At 67.2% G+C, this 23689-nt stretch carries 19 protein-coding genes and 1 pseudogene; 10 read left to right on the top strand and 10 right to left on the bottom strand.

The genetic code is table 11. From position 1 onward, the window contains the following. Positions 1 to 145: 145 nt before the first annotated feature. The 4 genes from purF (at position 146) to AB4Y92_RS17765 (ending at position 6567) form a co-directional block, all read left to right on the top strand. Positions 146 to 1615: an amidophosphoribosyltransferase gene (purF, locus tag AB4Y92_RS17780; RefSeq protein WP_441820863.1), complete on the top strand. Its 1470-nt coding sequence runs from the start codon at positions 146 to 148 to the stop codon at positions 1613 to 1615. Positions 1616 to 1631: 16 nt separating this feature from the next. Then, the gene (locus tag AB4Y92_RS17775; protein WP_441820862.1) at positions 1632 to 2447 is read left to right on the top strand and encodes a ferritin-like domain-containing protein; all 816 of its coding nucleotides are present in this window, start codon (positions 1632 to 1634) and stop codon (positions 2445 to 2447) included. 392 nt (positions 2448 to 2839) lie between these two features. Then, positions 2840 to 5119 carry a TonB-dependent receptor gene (locus AB4Y92_RS17770; protein WP_441820861.1) on the top strand — a complete coding sequence of 760 codons (2280 nt, stop codon included), beginning with the start codon at positions 2840 to 2842 and terminating at the stop codon, positions 5117 to 5119. A 176-nt stretch (positions 5120 to 5295) separates the two neighbouring features. Next, a complete protein-coding gene (locus AB4Y92_RS17765) occupies positions 5296 to 6567 on the top strand; it encodes a hypothetical protein (protein ID WP_441820860.1) in 1272 nt (423 codons plus the stop codon). 54 nt (positions 6568 to 6621) lie between these two features. Here the strand turns inward: AB4Y92_RS17765 and lpxH are convergent, their stop codons facing one another. Continuing rightward, a complete protein-coding gene (lpxH, locus tag AB4Y92_RS17760; protein WP_441820859.1) occupies positions 6622 to 7356 on the bottom strand; it encodes a UDP-2,3-diacylglucosamine diphosphatase in 735 nt (244 codons plus the stop codon). Between the two features lie 128 nt (positions 7357 to 7484). Between lpxH and gltX the strand changes: the two genes are divergently transcribed. Both gltX and AB4Y92_RS17750 read left to right on the top strand, forming a co-directional pair. Then, on the top strand, positions 7485 to 8882 hold the full coding sequence (gene gltX, locus AB4Y92_RS17755) for a glutamate--tRNA ligase (protein WP_441820858.1): 1398 nt from the start codon (positions 7485 to 7487) through the stop codon (positions 8880 to 8882). Between the two features lie 60 nt (positions 8883 to 8942). Further along, a complete protein-coding gene (locus AB4Y92_RS17750; protein ID WP_057942075.1) occupies positions 8943 to 9437 on the top strand; it encodes a transcriptional repressor in 495 nt (164 codons plus the stop codon). 28 nt (positions 9438 to 9465) lie between these two features. Here AB4Y92_RS17750 and AB4Y92_RS17745 read toward each other — a convergent pair. From AB4Y92_RS17745 to AB4Y92_RS17730, 4 genes and pseudogenes are all read right to left on the bottom strand, one after another. Next, positions 9466 to 9684: pseudogene (locus AB4Y92_RS17745) on the bottom strand (DUF6053 domain-containing protein); the annotation flags it as partial. Beyond that, the gene (locus tag AB4Y92_RS17740) at positions 9588 to 10838 is read right to left on the bottom strand and encodes an MFS transporter (RefSeq protein WP_441820857.1); all 1251 of its coding nucleotides are present in this window, start codon (positions 10836 to 10838) and stop codon (positions 9588 to 9590) included. The gene AB4Y92_RS17740 and the pseudogene AB4Y92_RS17745, both read right to left, overlap by 97 nt. A 518-nt stretch (positions 10839 to 11356) precedes the next feature. Further along, entirely contained in the window at positions 11357 to 11836 is a 480-nt protein-coding gene (locus AB4Y92_RS17735; protein ID WP_441820856.1) for a MarR family winged helix-turn-helix transcriptional regulator, read from the bottom strand. A gap of 179 nt (positions 11837 to 12015) precedes the next feature. Beyond that, complete coding sequence (locus tag AB4Y92_RS17730; RefSeq protein ID WP_441820855.1) at positions 12016 to 14058, bottom strand: TonB-dependent receptor; 2043 nt, start codon at positions 14056 to 14058, stop codon at positions 12016 to 12018. 92 nt (positions 14059 to 14150) lie between these two features. Here AB4Y92_RS17730 and AB4Y92_RS17725 point away from each other — a divergent pair, with 92 nt between their 5' ends. The 3 genes from AB4Y92_RS17725 to AB4Y92_RS17715 all read left to right on the top strand — a co-directional run bounded on the left by AB4Y92_RS17725 (position 14151) and on the right by AB4Y92_RS17715 (position 15851). Further along, positions 14151 to 14558, top strand: coding sequence for a MerC domain-containing protein (locus AB4Y92_RS17725; RefSeq protein ID WP_441820854.1), 408 nt, complete (start codon positions 14151 to 14153; stop codon positions 14556 to 14558). Between the two features lie 154 nt (positions 14559 to 14712). Beyond that, positions 14713 to 14916, top strand: coding sequence for a 30S ribosomal protein THX (locus tag AB4Y92_RS17720; protein WP_441820882.1), 204 nt, complete (start codon positions 14713 to 14715; stop codon positions 14914 to 14916). 287 nt (positions 14917 to 15203) lie between these two features. Then, complete coding sequence (locus tag AB4Y92_RS17715; RefSeq protein ID WP_441820853.1) at positions 15204 to 15851, top strand: outer membrane beta-barrel protein; 648 nt, start codon at positions 15204 to 15206, stop codon at positions 15849 to 15851. A gap of 105 nt (positions 15852 to 15956) precedes the next feature. Here AB4Y92_RS17715 and AB4Y92_RS17710 read toward each other — a convergent pair whose 3' ends face one another. The 3 genes from AB4Y92_RS17710 to hutI form a co-directional block, all read right to left on the bottom strand. Then, a complete protein-coding gene (locus AB4Y92_RS17710) occupies positions 15957 to 16799 on the bottom strand; it encodes a DUF6348 family protein (protein WP_441820852.1) in 843 nt (280 codons plus the stop codon). Further along, entirely contained in the window at positions 16796 to 18001 is a 1206-nt protein-coding gene (locus AB4Y92_RS17705; protein WP_441820851.1) for a dipeptidase, read from the bottom strand. The genes AB4Y92_RS17710 and AB4Y92_RS17705 overlap by 4 nt, the downstream gene beginning before the upstream one ends. A 670-nt stretch (positions 18002 to 18671) precedes the next feature. After that, complete coding sequence (hutI, locus tag AB4Y92_RS17700; RefSeq protein ID WP_441820850.1) at positions 18672 to 19940, bottom strand: imidazolonepropionase; 1269 nt, start codon at positions 19938 to 19940, stop codon at positions 18672 to 18674. Positions 19941 to 20028: 88 nt separating this feature from the next. Here hutI and AB4Y92_RS17695 point away from each other — a divergent pair, with 88 nt between their 5' ends. Further along, the gene (locus AB4Y92_RS17695) at positions 20029 to 21306 is read left to right on the top strand and encodes a formimidoylglutamate deiminase (RefSeq protein ID WP_441820849.1); all 1278 of its coding nucleotides are present in this window, start codon (positions 20029 to 20031) and stop codon (positions 21304 to 21306) included. Positions 21307 to 21431: 125 nt separating this feature from the next. Here the strand turns inward: AB4Y92_RS17695 and AB4Y92_RS17690 are convergent, their stop codons facing one another. Beyond that, positions 21432 to 21974 carry a methylated-DNA--[protein]-cysteine S-methyltransferase gene (locus AB4Y92_RS17690; RefSeq protein WP_441820848.1) on the bottom strand — a complete coding sequence of 181 codons (543 nt, stop codon included), beginning with the start codon at positions 21972 to 21974 and terminating at the stop codon, positions 21432 to 21434. Beyond that, on the bottom strand, positions 21971 to 23563 hold the full coding sequence (locus AB4Y92_RS17685; protein WP_441820847.1) for a DNA-3-methyladenine glycosylase 2 family protein: 1593 nt from the start codon (positions 23561 to 23563) through the stop codon (positions 21971 to 21973). The genes AB4Y92_RS17690 and AB4Y92_RS17685 overlap by 4 nt, the downstream gene beginning before the upstream one ends. Positions 23564 to 23689 lie beyond the last annotated feature (126 nt).

Genomic DNA, 23689 nt, shown 5'->3' with positions numbered 1-23689 from the left:
CCCCGATACCGTCCGCTCACGACGGCGGCGCTACGTTCTAAAACGGTCCGCTATCGACGCGGCCACTGCATTCCCGGTCCGCAGCGGCGATAATTCGCCGCCGCGGCCACGCGGCACTTTCGACACCTCAGGCAGGACCAGCGCTATGTGCGGCATTCTCGGTATCGTCGGCAACACGGATGTCGCCGCTCAGCTCTACGACGGACTCACGGTGCTGCAGCATCGCGGCCAGGATGCGGCCGGCATCGCCACCGCCGACGGCGCGCGCCTGCGCGTGCACAAGGGCAACGGCCTGGTCAGCGACGTGTTCGACGAAAAGGCCATGCGCCTGCTCGAAGGCCGGGTCGGCATCGGCCATTGCCGCTACCCGACCGCGGGCAGCGAGGGCTTCGACGAGGCGCAGCCGTTCTACGTCAACTCGCCCTACGGCATCGCCCTGGCCCACAACGGCAATCTGATCAACACCGACACCTTGCGCCGCGAAGTGTTCGAACAGGATCGCCGCAACGTCAACACCGAGTCCGATTCGGAAGTGCTGCTCAACGTGTTTGCGCACGAGCTCGACCGCCAGCGCGTGCTGACCGCCGAGGCCGCGTTCGGCGCGATCGAAGGCGTCAACCGCCGCTGCATCGGCGGCTACGCGGTGGTCGCCACCGTGCTCGGCCTGGGCCTGATCGCGTTCCGCGATCCGCACGGCATCCGCCCGCTGGTGCTGGGCAAGCGCAACACCGGCGGCCAGGACGAATACGCGATCGCGTCCGAATCGGTGGCGCTGGACCTGCTCGGCTTCGAACGCCTGCGCGACGTGCGTCCGGGCGAAGGCATCGTGATCAACGCGCGCGGCGAGATGTTCTCGCGCCAGTGCGCGCAGCCGCGCCAGCACGCGCCGTGCATCTTCGAATACGTGTACTTCGCCCGTCCCGACTCGATGATGGACGACGTCTCCGTGCACAAGGCGCGCATGCGCATGGGCCAGACGCTCGGCGAGAAGATCCTGCGCCTGCGTCCGCAGCACGACATCGACGTGGTCATCCCGATTCCCGATACCTCGCGTGACTCGGCCCTGGAAATCGCCAACACCCTGGGCGTGAAGTACCGCGAAGGCTTCATCAAGAACCGCTACGTCGGCCGCACCTTCATCATGCCCGGCCAGGGCGAGCGGGCTAAGTCGGTGCGGCGCAAGCTCAATCCGATTCCGCTGGAATTCCGCAACCGCGTGGTGCTGCTGGTCGATGACTCGATCGTGCGCGGCACCACCTCGCGCCAGATCGTGCAGATGGCGCGCGACGCCGGCGCGCGCAAGGTGTACCTGGCCTCGGCCGCGCCGCCGGTGCGTTTCCCGAACATCTACGGCATCGACATGCCCTCCACCGACGAACTGGTCGCGCACGGCCGTACCGACGATGAAGTGCAGACGCTGCTGGGTTGCGACTGGCTGATCTATCAGGACCTCGACGCGCTGGAACAGGCGGTGTCCGGTCCCAAGCACCGTATCGATCATTTCGATTCCTCGTGCTTCAACGGCGAATACGTCACCGGCGTGGAACCGGGCTATTTCGAGCGCATCCAGCAACTGCGTTCGGACGAAGCCAAGAAGACCCGCCGCGCCTCGTAAGCGCGGGCGCGCGGCCATGTCGAGTTCGAATTCGCTGTTCGACGCCGCGCGCGCCTGCCTCGACGCCGACACGCCGCAGGCCAAGGTCGAACTGACCTTCGCCTGCGCGCAGGCCTACGCGCGCGGCGAACTGTGCATTCCCGACGACGCGCCGGCGCCCGAACCCATCCGCATGCCCGGCCGTCCCGCGCGGCCGGCGCTGGTGCATCCGCGCGAGTTGCCCAAGCGCGGCTTCGGCACCGCCGAGGGCCGCGCCGCGTTCGTGCATGCGATCGCGCACATCGAATTCAACGCCATCGACCTGGGCTGGGACGCGGTCTATCGCTTCCGCGGCTTGCCGGCGCAGTTCTATGCCGATTGGGTCAGCGTCGCCAACGACGAAGCGCGTCACTTCAGCCTGTTGCGCGAGCGCCTGTGCGAGCTGGGTTTCGACTACGGTGATTTCGACGCCCACAACGGTTTGTGGGAAATGGCCGAGAAGACCGCGCACGACGGCCTGGCGCGCATGGCGCTGGTGCCGCGCGTGCTGGAAGCGCGCGGGCTGGACGTGACGCCGGGGATGATCGTGAAGCTGCGCTCGCTCGGCGACACCGCCACGGTGGCGATCCTGGAAACGATCCTGCGCGAAGAAGTCGCCCACGTCGCCGCCGGTTCGCGCTGGTATCGCTGGTATTGCGAACGCGCCGGCATCGACCCGGTGCCGCGTTTCCGCGAACTGCTGGCCGAATACGCGCGCGCGGTGTTGTACGGGCCGTTCAACTTCGAAGCGCGCAGCGCGGCGGGGTTCGACGATGAGGAACTGCGGATGCTTGAGGCGTTCGTGGCGCGCTGACGGCGGGGCGATGGAGCGGTAGAGCGAATCCCCCGCGCGGTTGTTTTCCGGGTGTTTTGGAGTTGCGCAACGCGCAGCCCCCTTTTTCAAAGTGGGCAACATGACGCGGCGTTCTTTCAGATCGAATCCCGCCAGCACCAGATCGCACACGCCAGCGATCCCCCTCCCCAAAACCCGTGCTGTTCCCCCCTTTGAAAAAGGGGGGCAGGGGGGATTTGCTTTTCCAGCTCCCCGCACACCCCAAGCGCCAGTCCATCAACTGACGCCGATCTGAAATACCCCTTTCACACGCCACCCACAGACTCCCGGGCTTCGCTCTCAAGCCGCCCAAGAGTGATTAAGCGCAGCGGATTCTGCATCGCACGCGGCGGCCACTCACCAATGGAAGTCCCATGACGACGAAGACGACGCTCCTCGCCGCCTCGATTTTGCTGTGCCTGCATGCCGGAAACGGCCTCGCCGCAGAACTCGCGCCCAACACTCCCGACGCCAGCGCCGCCGATGCGGGCGCCGTCACCGGCACCGCCGACGCCGCGCGCGACGCCACCACGCTCGACGTGGTCTCGGTCGTCGGCACCGGCCAGACCCGCCAGGTGCAGGCGCTGGGCAAAGCCGATCTGCAGCGCCAAGCCGCCGGCACCAGCCCGCTGAAAGTCATGGCCAAGCTGCCCGGCGTGCACTTCCAAAGCTCCGATCCCTGGGGCAACTACGAGTGGTCCAGCAAGCTCAGCATCCGCGGCTTCTCGCAGCAGCAGCTCGGCTTCACCCTCGACGGCGTGCCGCTGGGCGACATGAGCTACGGCAACCACAACGGCCTGCACATCAGCCGCGCGATCACCGCCGAAAACCTCTCCGGCGCCGAACTCTCGCAAGGCAGCGGCGCCATCGACACCGCGTCCTCGGGCAACCTCGGCGGCACGCTGCGCTTCTTCAGCGCCGATCCGTCGGCCGATTTCGGCGTGCGCCTGGCCCAGACCATCGGCAGCGATTCCACCAGCCGCAGCTACGTGCGCATGGACACCGGCGATCACAACGGCTTCAGCGCTTATCTCAGCGGCGTGTTCCACACCACCGACAAGTGGAAGGGCGAAGGCCCGCAGCGCAACACCCAGTTCAACGGCAAGTTCATCTACGCCGGCGACGATTTCAAGATCACCGGCTACGCCGACTCCTCGCGTCGCCGCGAAACCGACTACGCCGATCTGTCGCTGGAATCGGCCAAGCGCCTGGGGATGGACTGGGACAACTACGCCAAGGACTGGCAGCGCGCCATCGATGCCGCCAACGGCATCTTCCGCGGCGGGGTGACCAGCCTGGACGATGCGTACTACATCGCCCGCGGCGTGCGCGACGACGATCTGGCGTACCTGAGCGGCGAATGGAACGTCAATCCGGACCTGACCCTGGCGGCGACGGTCTACTACCACAACAACGAAGGCCAGGGCCATTGGGCCACGCCGTATTCGAAGTCGCCGACGGTGCCGATCCGCATGCGCACCACCGAGTACGACATCGAGCGCACCGGCTTCATGCCCAGCCTGAGCTGGCAGATCGGCAATCACCGCCTGCAGGCCGGCCTGTGGCTGGAGAAGAACGATCACGGCGTGCAGCGCAACTTCTACGATCTCAGCGCGACCGAGCCGCCGAACGACATCTTCTTCTATCGCAACCCCAGCCAGCGCGTGTTCCGCCAGCGCTTCGACACCGACACGCGCATGTACTACGTGCTCGACCACATGGAGTTCGCCGACGGCCGCCTGGCCATCGACGCCGGCTTCAAGGGCCTGAAGGTCGAGACCGACGGCAAGACCTTGATCGGCGGCGCCAGCCGCGCCAGCGGCAAGTTGGTGTCGGAAGACAACTTCCTGCCGCAACTGGGCGCGCGCTGGCAGCTCAGCGAGCATGAGGAAATCTTCGGCTCCTACAGCGAAAACCTGTCGGCGTTCCGCACCGGCGTCAACGGCCCGCATTCGACCTCGCAGGCGGCGTTCGACGCGGCGGTGAAGACGCTGGAACCGGAAACCTCCAAGACCCTGGAAGCCGGTCTGCGCACCAGCCGCGACAGCGTCGAGGCCTCGGTCGCGGTGTATCGCGTCAACTTCGAGAACCGTCTGCTTGCCATCGCGCGCTGCGCCGGCATCGTGGGCTGCGCGTCCAGCTTCGCCAACGTCGGCGACGTGGAAAGCCGCGGCGCGGAAGTCACCGTGCTGTGGAAGCCGATCGCCGGGCTGAGCTGGTACAACTCGCTGGCCTTCAACGATTCGCAGTACCAGTCCGATTACCTGGACGGCACTACCCTGGTCCGCACCAAGGGCAAGCAGGTCGTCGATGCGCCCAAGCGTCTGTACGCGACCGAGATCCGCTGGGATCAGGACGGTCTGTCGCTGCAACTGGGCGCCAAGTACACCGACAAGCGCTATCTGACCTACCTCAACGATTCCAAGGTGTCCGGTTTCTGGGTGGTGGACGCGTCGGCTTCCTACGAGTGGAAGGACGTGTCCTGGGCCGATTCGTTCAAGCTGCAGTTGAACATCACGAACCTGTTCGACAAGGAATACTTCGGCAGCATCGGCACGAACGGTTTCGTCGCCTCCGATCCGCGCGGCCTGAACTACACCGTGCAGTCGGGCGCGCCGCGTCAGGCCTTCCTGACCGCGGAAGTACGCTTCTGAGCCAAACCGCGGATCGGCGCGCACAGCGCCGGTACGCGCGCATGAGCGAACACGCGAACGCCCGGGCCGGTACCCGGGCGTTCGCATATGCGGCTTTTGTGCCTTCGAACCCCCTCGTTCGGCAAGGCGCAAATCGCTAGCATTGGGGCGGGGAAATCACAGATAACGGGGCGACCATGGGTCTTGGCTTCCAAGTCAGCAGCACGCCGTGGAAGCGGCGCATGTGGGCCAAGCCGAGTCTGCCCGCGCTGGAGCGAGAGCTGCGCCGCACCTACCTGGACGCCTTGCCCGAAGGCGTGCTGCGCGAGCGCCTGAGCGTGTGGGAACGCGAGGGCGGGGTGACCGCGTCGTGGCATCCGGCCGAAGAAGGGCTGTCGATCGATCTGCACGCCGACGGGCGGATGACCGCCTGGGCCAAGACCAACACGGTCGGGCCGGGCTATCACGCGTTCCTGGTTGAACTGCTGGATAAGATCGCCGCGCAATGGGGCGTGCGCTGGAACTGGGACGAAGCCGCCGCCGCGGACGAAGGCGACGAATGCGGTTACGCGCTCACCCGCGATGCGAAGCATCTGCAGGCGCAGATGGCGGGCTGGCTGCACACGGTCGCCGGCGTGTTGTTCGAACATCGCGACGCCGAGAATCTGTTCCTGTGCATGCCGATCGGGCCGTTGCCGCGTCTGCCGGGCTTCGTCGGCTCGCCGATGGGAATCTGGAGCGAATCGCGATTGCGCCAGATCGCCGAGAACCGCGATGCCGCGGATGCTGTGGCGCCGGACTTCTTTCCCTGGTGGACGCCAGGTTTCGGCGCCGATTTCTGGAGCGGACTGGCGCGGGTGGGCGTGTGGTGCGACGTGGCCTGGGTCGGCCCGCGCGATCAGAACGAGCGCGACACCTTGCGCCGCGTGCTCGACTACGATCGCCGCGCGGCCGCGCTGGACCCGGCGCACGCGCTCGACGCCTCGCTGCGCGACGAACTGCATTGGCTGCTCGATCGCGGCGCCGAGATCGAACTGCCGCATCGCGAAGGCCCGGGCTACAAGCGCCTGCCGACCCGCCATTCCCTCTACGGCGGGCCGTGGAGCGTGGAAGTGCCGGGGCATTTCATCGAGCACGTGCTCAACGGCGGCAACAATCTGCAATACGTCGGCGACCGGCGCGCGGTCTATGTCAGTTCGCTGAGCATCACCTCGGCCGACGCGAGCCGGCCGCCGGCCGCCGAACTGCTGGAAACCGCCGGCCGCGGCGAACCGGCCGATCTTAGCTGGACCCAGGACGCGATCATCGCCAGCGCGCGCTGGGAAGACGATCCGGCCGATTCGGCGCGGCATCTGTACGCGGCCTTCGCCGTCGATGGACATCTGTTGTTGCTGACCATCAGCAACGAGATCGGCGCGCCGCGCGATTGGGCCGAAGCGGTGGCGCGATCGGTGCGGCGGCCGGAATAGCGCGGGCGCCGGAAGGCTGAGCGCGGGCAGCGACCGCTCGCGCGGCCGCCGGTCTCAACTCAGGTTCTGCAACTGCATCCCGTCGCGATCGACCCGCAACACCGAGCCTTGTTCGTACCAGTCGCCGAGCACGATGCGCTTGCGCGCGCGTCCGCCGACCTCCAGCGAGTGCACCGCCGGGCGATGGGTGTGGCCGTGGATGATCGTGTCGATGCCGTAGCGGGCGAAGGTCTCCGCGACCGTGGCGGGTGCGACATCGGTGATGGTTTCCATGCGCCCCTCATCCTTGAGCCCGGCCTGATGCGCCTTGCTCGCCGCGCGCGCCTGCTGCGCGAAGGCCAGCCGCGCCGCCAGCGGCTGAGCGAGGAATTGCGCCTGCCACAGCGGATGCCGGGTCTGGGCGCGGAACTGCTGGTAGGCGACATCGTCCGTGCACAGCAGATCGCCGTGGCCGATCAGCACCGGCTGGCCGTACAGCGAAATCACCGACGGATCGGCCAGCACGCGCATGCCGGCGCGCGCGGCGTAGTCGGCGCCGAGCAGGAAATCGCGATTGCCGCGGATGAAATGCACCGGCACGCCGCTGTCGGCCAGCGCCTTGAGCTCGCGCGCGACGAAGGCGCCGGTCTCGGACGGATCGTCGTCGCCGACCCAGGCCTCGAACAGATCGCCCAGGATGTACAGCGCATCGGCTCCGCGCGCTTCATCGCGCACGAAACGGCCGAACAGCTCGGTGATCTGCGGGCGCTCGGCGTCGAGGTGGAGATCGGAGATGAAGAGGGTCGTCATGGGGATAGTTTAGGACACTGCCGCCTGGGCCGGTTTCAAGCGGCGAAAGGCTGTTTTCCGCCATCCTCCCGCCATCCCCACGGCCACTCCGCTAAAATGCCCGATTCCCCGATCCACCCGAGCCCCGCATGACCCGCACCCGCTTCGCCCCCAGCCCCACCGGATACCTGCACATCGGCGGCGCGCGCACCGCGCTGTACTGCTGGCTGGAAGCGCGCCGCGCGGGCGGGCAGTTCATCCTGCGCATCGAGGACACCGACCGCGAGCGCAGCACCCAGGCGGCGATCGACGCGATCCTGGAGGCGATGGACTGGCTCGGCCTGAGCTACGACGAAGGCCCGATCTACCAGACCCAGCGCCTGGAGCGTTACCGCGAGGTCGCCGAGCAGATGGTCGCGGCCGGCACCGCCTACTACGCCTACGAAACCCGCGAAGAGTTGGCCGCAGCGCGCGACGCCGCCCTGGCGGCGAAAGAGAAGCCGCGCTACAACGGCGCCTACCGCGATCGCAACGAGCCCTACCGCGACGATCCGAACCGGGTCATCCGCTTCAAGAATCCGCTGGGCGGCACCGTGGTGTTCGAGGACAAGGTCAAGGGCCGCATCGAGATCGCCAACAGCGAGCTCGACGATCTGGTGATCTTCCGCGCCGACGGCTATCCGACCTACAACTTCGCCGTCGTCGTCGATGACCTGGACATGCGCATCACCGATGTCGTGCGCGGCGACGACCACGTCAACAACACTCCGCGCCAGATCAACATCTATGAAGCGCTCGGCGCGCCGGTGCCGCATTTCGCCCATCTGCCGATGATTCTCGACTCCGAGGGCGCCAAGCTGTCCAAGCGCACCGGCGCGGCCGATGTCATGCAGTACCGCGACGAAGGCTATCTGCCGCACGCGCTGCTGAACTATCTGGTCCGTCTGGGCTGGTCGCACGGCGATCAGGAAATTTTCTCGATCGAGGAAATGACCCGCCTGTTCCAGCTGGTGGACGTCAACTCCAGCGCCTCGCGTCTGGACGCGGCCAAGCTGGGCTGGATGAACCAGCAGTACCTCAAGAGCGACGATCCGGCCGAGGTCGGCAAGCACCTGGAATGGCATCTGCGCCAGCAGGGCCTGGATCTGGCCAACGGCCCGGCGCCGGCCGACGTGGTGATCGCGCTGCGCGACCGCGTGCAGACCCTGAAGGACATGGCCGAGCGCGCGGCGGTCTGGTATCGCCCGCTGCAGACTTACGACGAAGCCGCGGTCGCCAAGCACCTGAACGCCGCCGCGCAGGCGCCGCTGAGCGAGGCGCGCGCGCGTCTGGCCGCGCTGGCGGTGTGGAGCGCCGACAGCGTCTCGGCGGCCCTGCACGAGGCCGCCGAAGCGCTGGGACTGGGCATGGGCAAGGTCGCCCAGCCGCTGCGCGTGGCCATCACCGGCACCCAGGTCAGCCCGGACATCTCGCATACGGTCTACCTGGCCGGGCAGTCCCAGGCCTTGCAACGTATCGACGCCGCCCTTACTAAGATCCCTGCGTAGGGGTTTGCGCGCCGGCCCTGCGCCGGCGCCCGGACCCGCGCCGCGAACGAGGAGCCCGCCATGAGCACCAGCCACGCCTGCACCGACCCCCAGCACCACGTCCACGACGGCACCGCCTTCGTGCAGGAAGTGGAGCGGGCCTGCGAGCAGCGCGGCCTGCGCCTGACGCCGATCCGCGCGCACGCGTTGCGCCTGATCGCCGACGCTGGCCGGCCGATGAAGGCCTACGATCTGCTCGATCAGATGAAGGCCACCCACGACGCCGCGGCGCCGCCGACCATCTACCGGGCCCTGGATTTCCTGCTCGAACACGGCTTCATCCACAAGCTGGCGTCGATCAACGCCTTTGTCGGTTGCCATCATCCCGGCGGCGCGCAGCATGCGGTGCCGTTCCTGATCTGCGACTCGTGCCAGTCGGCGACCGAGCTGGAGGACGAGCGCATCGTCGATCTGCTCGAAGCGCGCGCGCGTGCGCTCGGCTTCGTGCCGCAGGCGCAGACACTGGAAGTGCACGGCATGTGCGCCGATTGCGTTCAGGCCAAGGCGAACGCTTAGCCGCTCGCGGAATTTCCTGAGCTGTTGTAGGAGGGGCTTCAGCCCCGATGCTTTTCGTTCCGACGATGGTGATCTGAAACAAAAGCATCGGGGCTGAAGCCCCTCCTGCAAAAAACCCCGCGTTTTCGCGGGGTTTTTGTTTGCAGCCGGTCAGGCCGGCGCCAACGCCGCGCGCGGCACGCGCGCTTCGCGGATCGGCAGGTTCGCCGCCGCGGCCAGCAACGCCAGTGCGATGTCGGCGTACCACATCCAGGTGTAATCGCCGAAGTTGGCCATCGCCAGGCCGCCGAGCCAGGCGCCGAAGAAACCGCCGATCTGGTGCGAGAGCAAGGTGAAGCCGAACAGCGTGCCCAGGTAGCGCGGCCCGAACAATTTGCCGACCAGCCCCGCGGTCGGCGGCACCGTCGCCAGCCAGGTTACGCCCAGTCCGGCGGCGAACAAGTAGAACGTCAGCGGCGTCGGCGGCGAGATCAGATAAATGCCGATCAGCAACGCGCGGCTGGCATACATCAGCGCGAGCAGATGCTTCATCCGATAGCGCTGCCCGAGCCAACCCGCGGCCAGACTGCCGCCGATATTGAACAGGCCGATCAGCGCGAGCGACATCGCCGAGACGTTGTCCGACAGCCCGCACAAAGCGATTTCGCCGGGCAGGTGAGTGACCAGGAAGGCGATATGGAAGCCGCAGGTGAAAAAGCCGACGTGCAGCATCCAGTAGCTGGGTTCGCGCATGGCGATGCGCAACTGCTCGCGCAGACCGATGCCGGGCGGCGCGGACGCGACCGCGCCGCCGGAGGGCGTCGCCGATTCGCGCCGGCGCAGCGGCCATGCCAGTGGCAATGTCGCCAGCGCCGCCACCGCCAGCGTCCACATCGCCGCCATCCAGCCCGCCGCGGCGATCACCGCCTGCACCAGCGGCGCGAACAGGAACTGACCCAGCGAGCCGCCGGCATTGATTACTCCCGCCGCCATCGAACGCTTTTCGGCCGGCAAACGTTGCGCGGTCGCGCCGATCAGGATCGAAAAACTGCCCGCGCCCGCGCCGGCGGCGCCGAGAATGCCGAGGGTGACCATCAAGCCCCATTGCGACGACACGAACGGCGTCAGGCCCATGCCGGCCATCAGCAAAATGCCGCCGAACACCAGCACGCGTCCCGGCCCGCGCTGATCGGCGAGCGCGCCGAACACCGGTTGCACCGCGCCCCACACGAACTGGCCGATCGCCAGAGCGAAACTGATTTCGGCGATGCCCAGCCCGGTGCTGTGGCCGATCGGCTTGATCAGCAGCCCCTGCGATTGGCGGATGCCCATGGTGATCATCAGCATCGCGGTCGCGGCGAGCAGCAACGGCCAGTAAGAGGCGGGTTTTTGGCCGGGTAACGAGGGGGCGGTGGCGCTCATTGAAGTCTCGGCGGCAAGTGGGGCGGCGGGAGGGGAGGGTGTTCGGTGGTGCGGTCGATCTAAGAGCCTTTATTTATCTGCGGCGTTGGTCTTCCCTGACTCCGGCGAATACGGACACTCCATGCCGTCATTCCCGCGAAGGCGGGAATCCAGTGCTTTTCGTGCGAAAGACTTCGAAGTTGTAGCGACTTTGTTTTTTGCCGTCATTCCCGCGAACGCGGGCTCTGCTTTACTTCGGCGAAGCCGAACATCCAGGGCTTTTCGTGCGAAAGACTTTGAAGTCGTAGCGACTTTGTTTTTGCCGTCATTCCCGCGAACGCGGGAATCCAGCGACTTTCGTCCACATGCCACAGACGACGGCGTAGGCCTGCTTTTCCCCACCAAGGCCAGCGCGTAAGACTCCAAGCGTTCTTGCTCGAAAGTCCCTGGATTCCCGCGTTCGCGGGAATGACGGCAACCAGAAGGCGATGCCGTCGAACGGCAACCAAACCGCGACACCATCGCAGCGGCCAACACCATCACCGCGCACCCCGCGCCGACGCCGCATCCGCCTGCAACTGCACAATCGCCCGATCCAAATGCGCATGCAGCGCCTCGATCCCGTCCTGTCCCAGACCGCGATCGATCTCGTCCTGCACCACCCGCCACAGCGGCTGCGCGCGTTCGATGACCGCGCGGCCGCTGTCGGTGATGCGCAGGCACCGCTGCCGCGCATCGGCGCCGGGTACCGATTCGATCCAGCCCGATTCGACCAGCGACTTGAGGTCGCGGCTCAGGGTGCTGCGGTCCATGCCCAACTCGTGCGCGACTTCGCCCAGCGGGCGGCCGCGGCCGCCGGTGCGGCGCAGGATCGAGTACTGGTTGAGGTTGACCCCGGCCGGCGCCAGCGCCTGGTCGTAGCGCTGGGTCATCAGCCGCGCGAGTTTGCGCATGCGAAAACAGGTGCACACGCTCGGGGCGGCGTTCTCGGCGCGGACGGTTTCACTGATCGTGCTCATTGAGTGTATATACACCTATTCCGCCCGCAACCGCAAACGCCGGCGCGAAGGCCGGCGTCTGGGGCCGCGGGGAGGGCGCTACGGGACGACTTGGAGAGAGTCGAAACAACCCCGCGTGCAATCGGTGGGCATTACGCAAACGATGGGGCCGGGCGATGCGCCGCCCGGCCCCGATGGGGTCAGAAGAACACCCGCACGCCGAAGTCCACGCCGCGGCCGGGCAGCACCACGGTGTCCTTGAGGAACGAGGTATGCACGCGCGCGGTTTCGTCGGTGAGGTTGTTGCCGTCCAGGAACAACTCGTAACCCAGGTTGCCCGAGTCCCAGTGATAGGCCAGATGCGCATCGACCAGGGTGTAGCCGTCGGTGGGGGTTTCGTTGACCGCGACCTTGTCCTGCTTCATGTAGCGCGTCGCGCCGAGCGAGGCGCGCCAGCTGTCGGCGTCCCAGCGCAGCTCGCCGCCGATCCGGCCCGGCGCGATCCGCGGCAGGTTGCCGCCGCCGTTGTCGAGCTTGGCGCGCACGGTGTCGCCGAACACGCGCACGTCGAACTTGCCGGCCGCGCCGTCGAACAGATGCGCGATCGCCTCGCCCTCGAAACCGGTGAACTTGGCATCGGCCTGACTCCACTGGCGCACCGGGTTGTCCTCGACGGTGGCGCCGGTATCGACCAGATAGATGAAGCCGTCGAACTGGGTCTGGTAGGCGGCCAGCTTCGCCTCGAACATCGAGCCGTGGTAATGCAGGCCGACTTCGAACTGATTGGCGCGTTCCTTGCGCAGATTCGCGTCGCCGATCTCGAACGACGCGGTCGCCGCGTGCAAGCCGTTGGCGAACAGCTCTTCCTCCGCCGGCGCGCGTTCGGCGCGATCGACGTTGAAGGTCAGGCGCCAGGCGTCGTTGAACTTCCACAGCACGCCGGCCGACAGGCTCAGCGGGCTGAAGCTGCGCTTGGCCTCGCCCTGCGGCGAGCTTTCCACGCGATCCACGCGCGCGCCCAGTTCGAGCTGCAGCTGATCCCACTTGCGCTGTTCGGTCAGGAACAAACCGGCCGCGCGGGTCTTGGTCTTGGGAATGAAGGCTTCTTCGCCGATCGCCTGGAAAGTGCGCTCGAACCCCTGCACGCCCAGCGCGCCGACCCAGCCGCCCAGCGGCTTGTGGGTCAGCTCGAAACGGCCTTCGGTGGCGTCGTTGAGAAAACGCGTGCCGACCTCGCTGCCTTCGAATTCGGTGTGCTCGTATTCGGTGTTGGCCAGGCTCGCGCGCAGGCCGCTGAAGATGCCGAATTCCTGGTTGATGCCACCCTTGAGCTCGAAGCGGTTCTGGCGCATGTCGATATGCACCGGCGATTCGCCTTCTTCGGCATTGCCCGGCTCGCCGGGGTTGCCGTACTTGTCTTCGTAGCGCGCGGCGGAGAAGCCCAGGAAGCCCACATCGCCGACCAGCGAGGCGCCCAGCGCGCCGGTCTTGGTATCGACGAAGCTGTTGCGCTGGCGGCCGAGCGGGGTTTGATAGTCGTCGTTGTTGCGGTACACGCCGTCGGCGTGCAGCACCAGCGCGCCGTCGGCGCCGCTGGCATCGACGCGGGCCATGCCGGTGACGCCGTCGCTGACCGTGCTGCGGCGCACTTCGGCGCGGCCGGAGACGGTTTCGTCCAGCGGCTTCTCGGCGATGCGGCCATCGACGATGTTGACCACGCCGCCGATCGCGCCGCTGCCGTAAAGCAAGGTGGCCGGGCCCTTGAGGACTTCGATCTGGTCGGCCAGGAACGGCTCGACCGCGACGTTATGGTCCTGGCTGACGGTGGACACGTCCTGGCTGGCCAGGCCGCCGGTCATCACCCCCACGCGCGGGCCTTCCATGCCGCGGATGATCGGCCGGCCGACGCCGGCGCCGAAATTGGAACTCTGCACGCCGGGCAATTTGCCGACGGTTTCGCCCAGGGTGGCGCCGCGCGCTTCGTCGAGCTTTTCGCCCGACAGCACTTCCACCGGCTGGGCCAGTTCTTCCGCGCTGGACTGCAGGGGCGTGGCCGTGACGACGACCGCGTCCAGGCTGGTAGCCTTGTCGTGCCGGGTGTCGCTGGGGTTGCCGGGAGAGGCGTCCTGGGCGGCGGCGGACGCGTCCTGCGCGGCGGCCTGGCCGAAGGGCAGGGCGAGGGTCAATGCGATGGCGAGCGCGCTACGGCGGACACGACGGGAGTTGGCGATGGGCTTGGGCATGTCGAATTGGCAGATTCTGAACTGGCGGGGGAGGTTGAAATGTTATAGAGTAACAATACCTGATTGACAACCGTCCCAGAAGTCATCCCCCCATGCCTTCATTCCTACGTGGCTTGCTCGACCGTATCGGCGCCCTCGGCTCGCTGGCCTGCGCCGTGCATTGCGCTGCCCTGCCGTTGCTGATCGCCGTGCTGCCCTCGCTGGGCATCGCCGTGTGGTTCGGCGACGGCTTCGAAATGGGCTTTGTGATGTTCGCGACCCTGCTGGGCAGCTTCAGCGTGATTTCCGGCTATCGCCGCCACCACGCCATGCGCGCGCTGTCCCTGCTGATTCCGGGCCTGGGCCTGCTGTGGGTCGGCGTGCTGTACGCGCCGCTGCACCACGCGCTGCTGCCCCACGCCATCACCATGACCTGCGGCGGCGTGCTGGTCGGGCTGGCGCATCTGACCAACCTGCGCCTCAACCACGGCCATATCCACGACGCCAGCTGCGCCCACTGAGCGCCGCTTTCGGCCCCCGAACGCCTAAAGGTAACGCTTGTGCTAGGCTTCGCAGCCTCGCGCGCGGCCCTGCTGCGCCGGAAACCGGGCTTCGCGCCCTCCCGCCGCCCCGCTGGCGGCCTGGGCCGACCTTCATTCGAAACACGTTCAAACGATTAGGAGCACGACCATGGGTAAAGGCGACCGCAAGACCGCCAAGGGCAAGCGCTACAACTCCAGCTACGGCAACGCCCGCAGCAAGGCCGTGACCAAGGCCGCCGGCACCGCCGCGGCGCCGGCCGCCAAGAAGACCGCCAAGACCGCCGTCGCCAAGGCGCCGGCCAAGAAGGTCGTGGCGAAGAAGGCCACCAAGGAATAAGCCGCACGCCGGCAGGCGCCCGATCCGACCGCTGCTCCGGCAGCCGGTCGCGGCACGGGCCCGGTCAGCAAAGAAAGCCCCGCATCGCGGGGCTTTTCTTTTGCGCGGACGGTTTGTGGATGCGGCGCACGCGATGGCTGCCCGTCGCTACGGACTGCTTGTATGCAAAGCGTGCATTTGCATGACGGGCGTCGGGATTTTGGCGACAAGGTGTAATTTTTTCATTAAGATGCGCGCCGTTCCCGCGGACGGGAACGTCAATACCAAATCTAAGGGACAAGGAAATTATGAAGAAGCAACTCGCGCTGGCCCTGTTGCTGGCGACGGCGTCCTCGGCGGCCGCCGCTGCCGACGGCCTGAGCCACAGCTACGTCGAAGCCGGTTTCGTGCGTCACCAGGCCGAACTGCCGGTCATCGCCGGCCAGGGCGTCTCGGTCGACGACATGAAGGCCGACGGCGGCTACATCGCCGGTTCGTTCGAGGTGATGGACAACCTGTATCTGTTCGGCGGTTACCACAAGGGCAACGACGACGTCGGCGTGAGCCTCGACGGCTTCGGCGAAGTCGGCGAGTTCGATGCCGACGTGCAGCAGGGCCACATCGGCCTGGGCTACCACCACAGGCTCAGCGATCGCGTCGAGTGGACCGGCGAGGTGAGCTACATCAACACCCGTCTGGAGCTGAAGGTCGAAGACTTCAAGGATCGCCTGAAGGGCGACGACTACCGCGCCTCGGTCGGCCTGCGCGGCGATCTGGCCGCCAACTTCGAAGGCTGGATCAAGGCCAACTACACCGACGGCGACGTCTACGACGGCGAGTTCAGCGGCACGCTCGGCGTGCTGGTGAAGTTCAACCAGACCTGGGGCATCGTCGGCGAAGCCGAAGTCGGCTCCGACGACCGTCAGTTCCGCCTCGGCGTGCGCGCGAGCTTCTAAGCCCGCGCGACACTTCGAAGGTGCGACAGTCAAAGCCCGGCGCAAGCCGGGCTTTGTTTTTTCCGGCCGTGGTTGTGGCGATCGCAGGCCGCGATCGCGCGCGGTTCAGTCCGGCGCGTTCTGCACGATCACGTACTGCTTGCGGTATTCCAGTCCCGCCGCCGCCGGCCATGTCGCCGCGTAGGTGCGCAACGCATCCAGTCCCTGCGGCCATTCTTCGCCGTTGACCCGGCAATCGGCCTGGCATTCGCCGCCGGCGTTGTCGTGCGAGGCGAACAGGCGCAGGCCGTAGAACTGATCGGTGCGCAGCAGCGGTTCGAAAGCGTCGATGGATTTGGTGAACAGACAGCAGGGGCAGAAGTCTTCTTCGTCCGTGTCGGTGTCTTCGCCGGCACTGGCATCGGCATCGCGCTGCGGTTGGCCGAAGTGCTCGACCGGCCCGAACAACAGCCGCCGCTTGCGCGCCGGGCGTCCGTCCTCGGCCGGCAGCTCCATGCTCATGGTCGTGCACGACTGCGGCTCCGCGCTCGCCGCGTCCAGCAGCACCAGCAGATCCGTGCGCGCCCACTTGCGGAAACCCGAGGTGACCGCTTCGTCGAAAGTTTCGTCGATGGCGTACTGGTATTCGAACAAACCCTGCGGCAGCAATTGCGGGTGATTGCACTGGATGGTGGTGGCGGTGCCGATCCGTTCGTCGTCGCGCAGGTGGAACTCGATGAACTGCGGCAACAGATGCAGGCCGCTTTCGGTCAGCTCCAGCCAGCCGTCTTCATGCATGAGCGTGGCGTGGCCGAACTCGCGCAGCACGTTGGCGGCCAGCTCGGGCAGGTCGAAGGGTTCCAGCCATTCCTCGCCGTCGGCGCCGGTGAAGCGCAGATGGCCGTGGGTGTCGGTGCCCGGGTTCTGCGCCAGCACGTCGAAGGCGTGCACCGATGTTTCCTCGCTCATTGCTGCGACGCCTTGGCTTCGACCGCGCTCCACACGCGCAGCAGATTGCCGCCGAGCACCTTGCGGATGGTTTCGTCGGAATGCCCGCGCGCCTTCATGCCTTCGATCAGGTTCGGATAATCGGCGACCGACTTCAGTCCGTCGGGCAAGGCCCCGCTGACGCCGTCGAAATCCGAGCCGATGCCGATGTGATCGGCGCCGACCAGCTTGATGCCGTAGTCGATCTGGTTCAGCACCGCGTCGATCTTGACCGGAAGCGGCGGATGCGCGGCTTCCCATTCCTTGTCGAAGGCCTCGGACGACTTCGGCGTTTCGCCGCGCGCGCGCGCCGCGGCCTGTTCCTGTTCGAACTTGGCGCTGGCGACGAAATAGGCCTGAGTGACAGCGGCCGAAGCCGGATCGACGAAAGCATTGCCGAACACGATCTGGACTACGCCGCCCTTGGCCGCGACCGCCTTGGCCAGTTCGTCGCTGATATTGCGCTCGAAGCCCGGAGTGAAATGGCGCAGGCCCGAATGGCTGGCGATCACCGGCGCCTTGCTGCGTGCGAGCACAGCGCGCGTGGCGTCGTCGGACAGATGCGAGACATCGACCATGATGCCGAGCCGGTTCATCTCATCGACGACTTTCTCGCCGAACGGGCTTAGGCCTTTCCAGGTGTGCTTGCGGCTGTAGGACGAATCGCTGATGCGGTTGTCCTCGCTGTGGGCGAGGGTGATGTAGCGCACGCCGCGCTCGTGGAACAGCTTGAGCCGCGACAGATCGTCGCCGATCGGCGCGCCGTTCTCCATGCCCAGCGCCAGCAGCACGCGCTGGCCGTGCGCGTGCAGGCGCTCGAAATCCTTCGGCGAACGCAGCAGCGCGAACTGCTCCGGGCGGCGGCCGATCATCGCCTCGACCGCGTCGATCTGGGTATGCGCGATCTGGGTCGCTTCGCCGGCCTTGTCTTCGCCGGGCGAGGTGTAGATCGACATGAAGGCGACATCCAGCCCGCCCTGGCGCGCGCGCGGGTAGTCGAACTCGACCTTGGGCGTGTCCACGCCCAGATCGGCCCAATGGCGCAGCAGCAGGCTGGGCGCGTCGATGTGGGTATCGACGATGGTCGCGTCCTGAGCGAAGCGCTGACCGGCGCTGAGAGGCTGGTCGGCCTGCGCGGCGAGCGGCAGCAGGGCAAGAGCTAGGGCGAGAGCTGCGATACGCACGTGACCTCCAAACGATGGGAATGCGCGTGAGCCAACGCGCCGGGCGCCCAGCGTACAACAGCAAGTGCGGGCTGCCTTGCCGCGTTGCAGCGTTTGTGGGTGGTGCATCGATGGAGCGCCGAATTGCGCAAGCGCCTGCCATCTCCATCGGACCACGGCTGTTCCCCCCTTTGAAAAAGGGGGGCAGGGAGGATTTGCTTTTGCTGTGCGTCGAAGCAAAAGCAAATCCCCCGCGCGGATGTGCCATGTACAGGCTTCGTGCCGCGCCGGCGCTGCCCCCTTTTTCAAAGGGGGCAATGTGGCGGCGTCTGAGATGCGAGGCGATCCGGCTGTTCCCCCCCTTTGAAAAAGGGGGGCAGGGGGGATTTGCTTTTGCTGTGCGTCGAAGCAAAAGCAAATCCCCCGCGCGGATGCGCCATGTACAGGCTTCGTGCCGCACCGACGCCGCCCCCTTTTTCAAAGGGGGCAATGGGGTGGCGTCGGAGATGCGAGGCGATCCGGCTGTTCCCCCCTTTGAAAAAGGGGGGCAGGGGGGATTTGCTTTTGCTGTGCGTCGAAGCAAAAGCAAATCCCCCGCGCGGATGCGCCATGTACAGCCTTCGTACCGCGCTGGTGCCGCCCCCTTTTTCAAAGGGGGCAATGGCTGGCGTCGAAGATGTGGGGAAAGGCGTCAGCGATCCGTCTGATCGACCACAACCCGCCCCGCGCTAACCACCCGCTGAGCCAAACGCCCGCCGAGCCAATAACACAGCTCCGACGGATGGCCGATATCCCACTGCACGAAGTCCGCCCGCGCGCCCACCCGCAACACGCCCGCATCGCTCAGGCCCAATGCGCGCGCCGCGTGCACGGTCGCGCCGCGCAAGGCTTCTTCCGGGGTCAGGCGGAAGTGCGTGCACGACAGTTGCATGGCCTGACGCAGCGACAGCAGCGGCGAAGTGCCCGGGTTGCAATCGGTCGCCACCGCCATCGCCACGCCGTGCTCGCGGAACGCATCCAGCGGCGGCAGCTTGGTTTCGCGCAGCACGTGAAACGCGCCCGGCAGCAACACCGCGACCGTGCCGTGCGCGGCCATCGCTTTCACGCTGTCCAGCGAAGTGTGTTCGACATGATCGGCCGACAAACCGTCGAACGCGGCCGCCAGCGCGCCGCCGCCCAGGTCGCTGAGCTGATCGGCATGCAGCTTGACCGACAGCCCCAAGGCGCGCGCGGTTTCGAACACGCGCCGGGTCTGCAGCGGACTGAAGCCGATGCCTTCGCAGAACGCATCGACCGCGTCGATCAGGCCTTCGGAGTGCAACCGCGGCATCCATTCGCAGACCACGTCGATGTAATCGTCGGCGCGGCCCTGATACTCCGGCGGCAAGGCGTGCGCGCCCAAGTAGGTGGTGCGCACCTGCACGCCCAGCGCCTCGCCGACCTGGCGCGCGACTCGCAGCATCTTGCGTTCGTTGTCGTAGTCCAGGCCGTAGCCGGATTTGATTTCCAGGCTGGTCGCGCCGTCGCCGAGCAAGGCGCGCGCGCGCGGCAGCGACTGGCGCAGCAGTTCGGCCTCGTCCGCGGCGCGGGTGGCGCGCACGCTGGAGACGATGCCGCCGCCGGCGCGGGCGATCTCTTCGTAGCTCGCGCCCTTCAAGCGCAGCTCGAATTCGCGCGCGCGGTCGCCGGCGAAGACCAGATGGGTGTGGCAGTCGATCAGGCCGGGAGTGATCCAGCCCTGGGCCTGGATCACGGTTTCGGCCACCTCGGCGGGCGCGCCGGGCAGCTCGGCGCGCGGGCCGAGCCAGGCGATGCGGCCGTCGCGCCAGGCCAGCGCGGCGTCGGCGATGTCGCCGTAGCCGTCGGCGCAGTCCAGGGTCGCGAGGCAGGCGCCGAGGATCAGGCCGTCGTAGAGGCGGCCGTCGGGCCGGCGATGAGGGGCGTCGGAGGCGGTGTTCATGCGCCGATTCTAGTCGCTGCGCCGTCCCGCGGCCGTCGTCGCCGCGGCGAAGGTCGCGTTGCGCGCGCGCGCAGGCGAGAATGCGCGCATGACCTCTTCGACTCCGACCCGCGTGTGGACCCCGGACGGCTGGCGCGGCGACGCCGCCGGCGAACGTATCGTGCCGGGCATCGCCAACCTGCATTCGCACGCGTTCCAGCGCGCGATGGCGGGCATGGCCGAGCGCCAGACCAACCCCGCCGACAGCTTCTGGACCTGGCGCGAAACCATGTACCGCTTCGCCGAACGCTTCACGCCCGAGGCGCTGCACGCGGTCGCGACCCAGCTGTACGTGGAGATGCTCGAAGCCGGCTACACCAGCGTGTGCGAGTTCCACTATCTGCACCACGCGCCCGACGGCCGCCCTTACGCCGATCCGGCGGAAATGTCGCGCGCGCTGATCGCGGCCGCGCGCGACACCGGCATCCGCATGACCCTGCTGCCGGTGCTTTACATGACCGGCGGTTTCGACGAACGGCCGCTGAGCGAACGCCAGCGCCGCTTCGGGCATACCGTCGATGCCTATCTGCGCCTGCTCGACGGCCTGCGCGCGGAATCCGACGAACTGCTGCGCGTGGGCTGCTGCCTGCACAGCCTGCGCGCGGTGCCGCCGGCGCCGATGCGCGAAGTGCTGGCGGCGCTGCCGGCCGACAGCCGCGTGCACGTGCATATCGCAGAGCAAGTCGCCGAAGTCGAAGACTGCCTGGCCCTGCGCCACGCGCGGCCGGTGGAGTGGTTGCTGGCCAATGCGCAGGTGGATCAGCGCTGGACCCTGGTCCACGCCACCCATTTGAACGAGGCCGAAGTGCGGAGCATCGCCGCCAGCGGCGCGACGGTGGCGATCTGCACCACCACCGAGGCCAATCTGGGCGACGGGTTTTTTCCGCTGCGCGATTATCTGGATGCCGGCGGCTACTGGGGCGTGGGCTCGGATTCGCATATCTCGATTTCGCCGGTCGAGGAACTGCGCTGGCTGGAGTACGGGCAGCGCTTGCTCACGCGGCGGCGAAACATCGCGGTCGGCGCGGGCAGCAGCAGCGTCGGCGAGACCTTGCTGCAGGGCGTGCATGCGAGCGCGGAGCGTTCGACCGGCCATCCGGCGGCGAATCTGGCCGGCGACACGCTGGTGCTGGATCGCGATGCGCCGGCGTTCGCCGGTGGCGGCGATGAGGATTACGTCGATCGCTGGTTGTTCAGCGGCAATCGCAATCTGGTGCGCGAGGTGCGCGTGGGCGGGACGCAGGTCGTGGCCGATGGGCGTCATCGCGATCGCGAGGCGATCGCGGCGCGGTATGGGCGGACGTTGCGGGCTTTGCTTGCGGATTGAGGTTTGGCGAACTGAGCGAAGAGCATCGGGGCTGAAGCCCCTCCCACAACAGACCTCGTTGCGGCGCAATCTTTTGTGGGAGGGGCTTCAGCCCCGATGCTTTCCGCTCAGATCGCCCAACAGGCTCACACCGCGAACAAATCATCGATAGGCACGCGCCTGGGCAACGCACCTTCCAGATTCAACAAAAATTCCTTGGTAGGCAGCCCGCCGCCGAATCCGGTGAGGCTGCCGTCGGCGCCGATCACGCGATGGCAGGGCAGCACGATTGGCAGCGGATTGCGGCCGTTGGCGGCGCCCACCGCGCGGGTCGCGGTCGGTTGGCCCATGTGCTGCGCCATCTGCCCGTAGCTCCAGGTTTCGCCCCACCGAATCAAAGCCAGCGTATGCCAGCACTGCAGCTGGAACGGCGTGCCGTGCGGCGCCAGCGGCAGATCGAATTCCTGGCGGATGCCGTCGAAGTATTCGCTCAACTGCTTGCGCGTTTCCAACAGCACGCCGTTGTCGCCTTCGCGCCAGTCGCCGTCCATCGCCACCGGATGCCACGGCGCCTGGAATTCGATCAGGCGCAATCCATCCTCGCCGCTGGCCAACAGCAGCCGGCCGACCGGGCTGTCGATGTGCTGGAAGGTGACCGCGCCGCCCTTGAGGCGGATGTGCTTGCTCATGCGGCTTTCCTCGATTTCTTCGCCACGCTCGCGCCGGCTTGCGCGTCGCCCGGCTTGGCGGCTTTGGCGATCGGCACCGGCATGCTGTCGCGCCAGACCTGGATCACTCCGTAGGCGCGCCACGGCCGCCACGCTTCGGCGCGCGCGTTGAGCGCCTTCGCGCTCATGCGCACGCCGTCCTCGGGCATGGCCTTTTGCAGCACCAGATCGTCGGCCGGGAACGCGTCGGGATGGCCGAGCGCGCGCAGGGCGACGTAATGCGCGGTCCACGGGCCGATGCCGGGCAAGGCCACCCAACGCGCGACGAAATCGTCGAGCGTGCGTTCGGCGCGGAAATCCACCCGGCCGTCGAGCAGGGCGCGCGCGACCGTGCGCACGGTGTCGGCGCGCGCGCGGGTCAGGCCGACTTCGGCCAGATCCGCATCGGCCAGCGCTTCGGGTGTGGGGAACAGATGCTCCAGTCCGGGCCCGAACGGCTTCGGCAAGGCCTGGCCGAAACGCTGCGCCACGCGCGCGGCCAAGGTGCGCGCGGCGGCGACGCTGACCTGCTGGCCGAGGATCGCCCGCACCGAAATCTCGAAGCCGTCCCAACCGCTGGGCAAACGCAGTCCGGGACGTTTCGCGAACAAGGCCTTCAGGCGCGGATCGACCGACAAGGCCGTGGCGATCGCGTTCGGATCGGCGTCCAGATCGAACATGCGGCGCAGGCGATTGATGATTTCAAGCAGTCGCGCCGGCGCCGGGCCGTGCAGTTCCAGTTTCAGCGCGTGCTGATTGTCGTCGGCGGCTTTGCGCTTGTCGCTGGGCCATGCGCTCACGCGCAGCCAGCCCGGCGATTCGATCGGGCCGATGACGCGGCTGTAGCTGTGTTCGTCGACCACTTCCACCCCGGGCAGGGCGCGGCCGCGCAGGAAATCCAGCATCGCGGTGAAATCGTACGGCGGGCGATAACCCAGGCGCAGCACCAGACTGTCGCCGTCGCCGTTCGGAGTTTCGTTCGGGCGCCGGCGCAGATCGCGCGGCGCCATGCGGTAGGCCTCGCGGAAGGTCGTGTTGAAGCGGCGCAGGCTGCCGAAACCGGCGGCCATCGCGACTTCGGTGATCGGCAAACGGGTCTCGGTCAGCAATTGCTTGGCGAACAACAGCCGGCGCGTGCCGTGCACGCCGATCGGCGGCGCGCCCAGGCGTTCGACGAACAAGCGCCGCAACTGGCGTTCGCCCAGGCCGACGCGTTGCGCCAGCGCGGCCAGCGGTTGCTCGGCGAGCAGGCCTTCGTCGATGAGTTTCAAGGCGCGCGCCACCGCGGCATCGCCGCGGCGCCATGCGCCTTCGGCCGGGGACAACTCCGGGCGGCAGCGCAAGCAAGGGCGGAAACCGGCGGCTTCGGCCGCGGCGGCGTGGCCGAAATACTTGACGTTTTCGCGCTTGGCCGCGGGCGCGGGGCAGACCGGCCGGCAATAGATGCCGGTGCTGGTCACAGCGGTGAAGAACAGACCGTCGAAACGCGGGTCGCGGCTGATGCGGGCTTGTTCGCACACCCGCCAGTGCGGCAGCGAGGCGTCCGGTGCGGGAGTGGCGTTGGCGTCCATGGGCTTAGGCTAGCACCGGTGGCGGGTCCGGACTCGCCGGATTCGGACATCAATACTGGGCGGGATTTACCGAAGGCCAAGCGAGCGGATCGCGGCTTTTGTAGGAGGGGCTTCAGCCCCGATGCT

It is taken from the genome of Lysobacter sp. TAB13, from assembly GCF_052113885.1.
GTDB lineage: Bacteria > Pseudomonadota > Gammaproteobacteria > Xanthomonadales > Xanthomonadaceae > Lysobacter > Lysobacter gummosus.
Note: the sequence above shows the minus strand (reverse complement) of the source record. Positions and strands in the feature narration are given on the sequence as shown.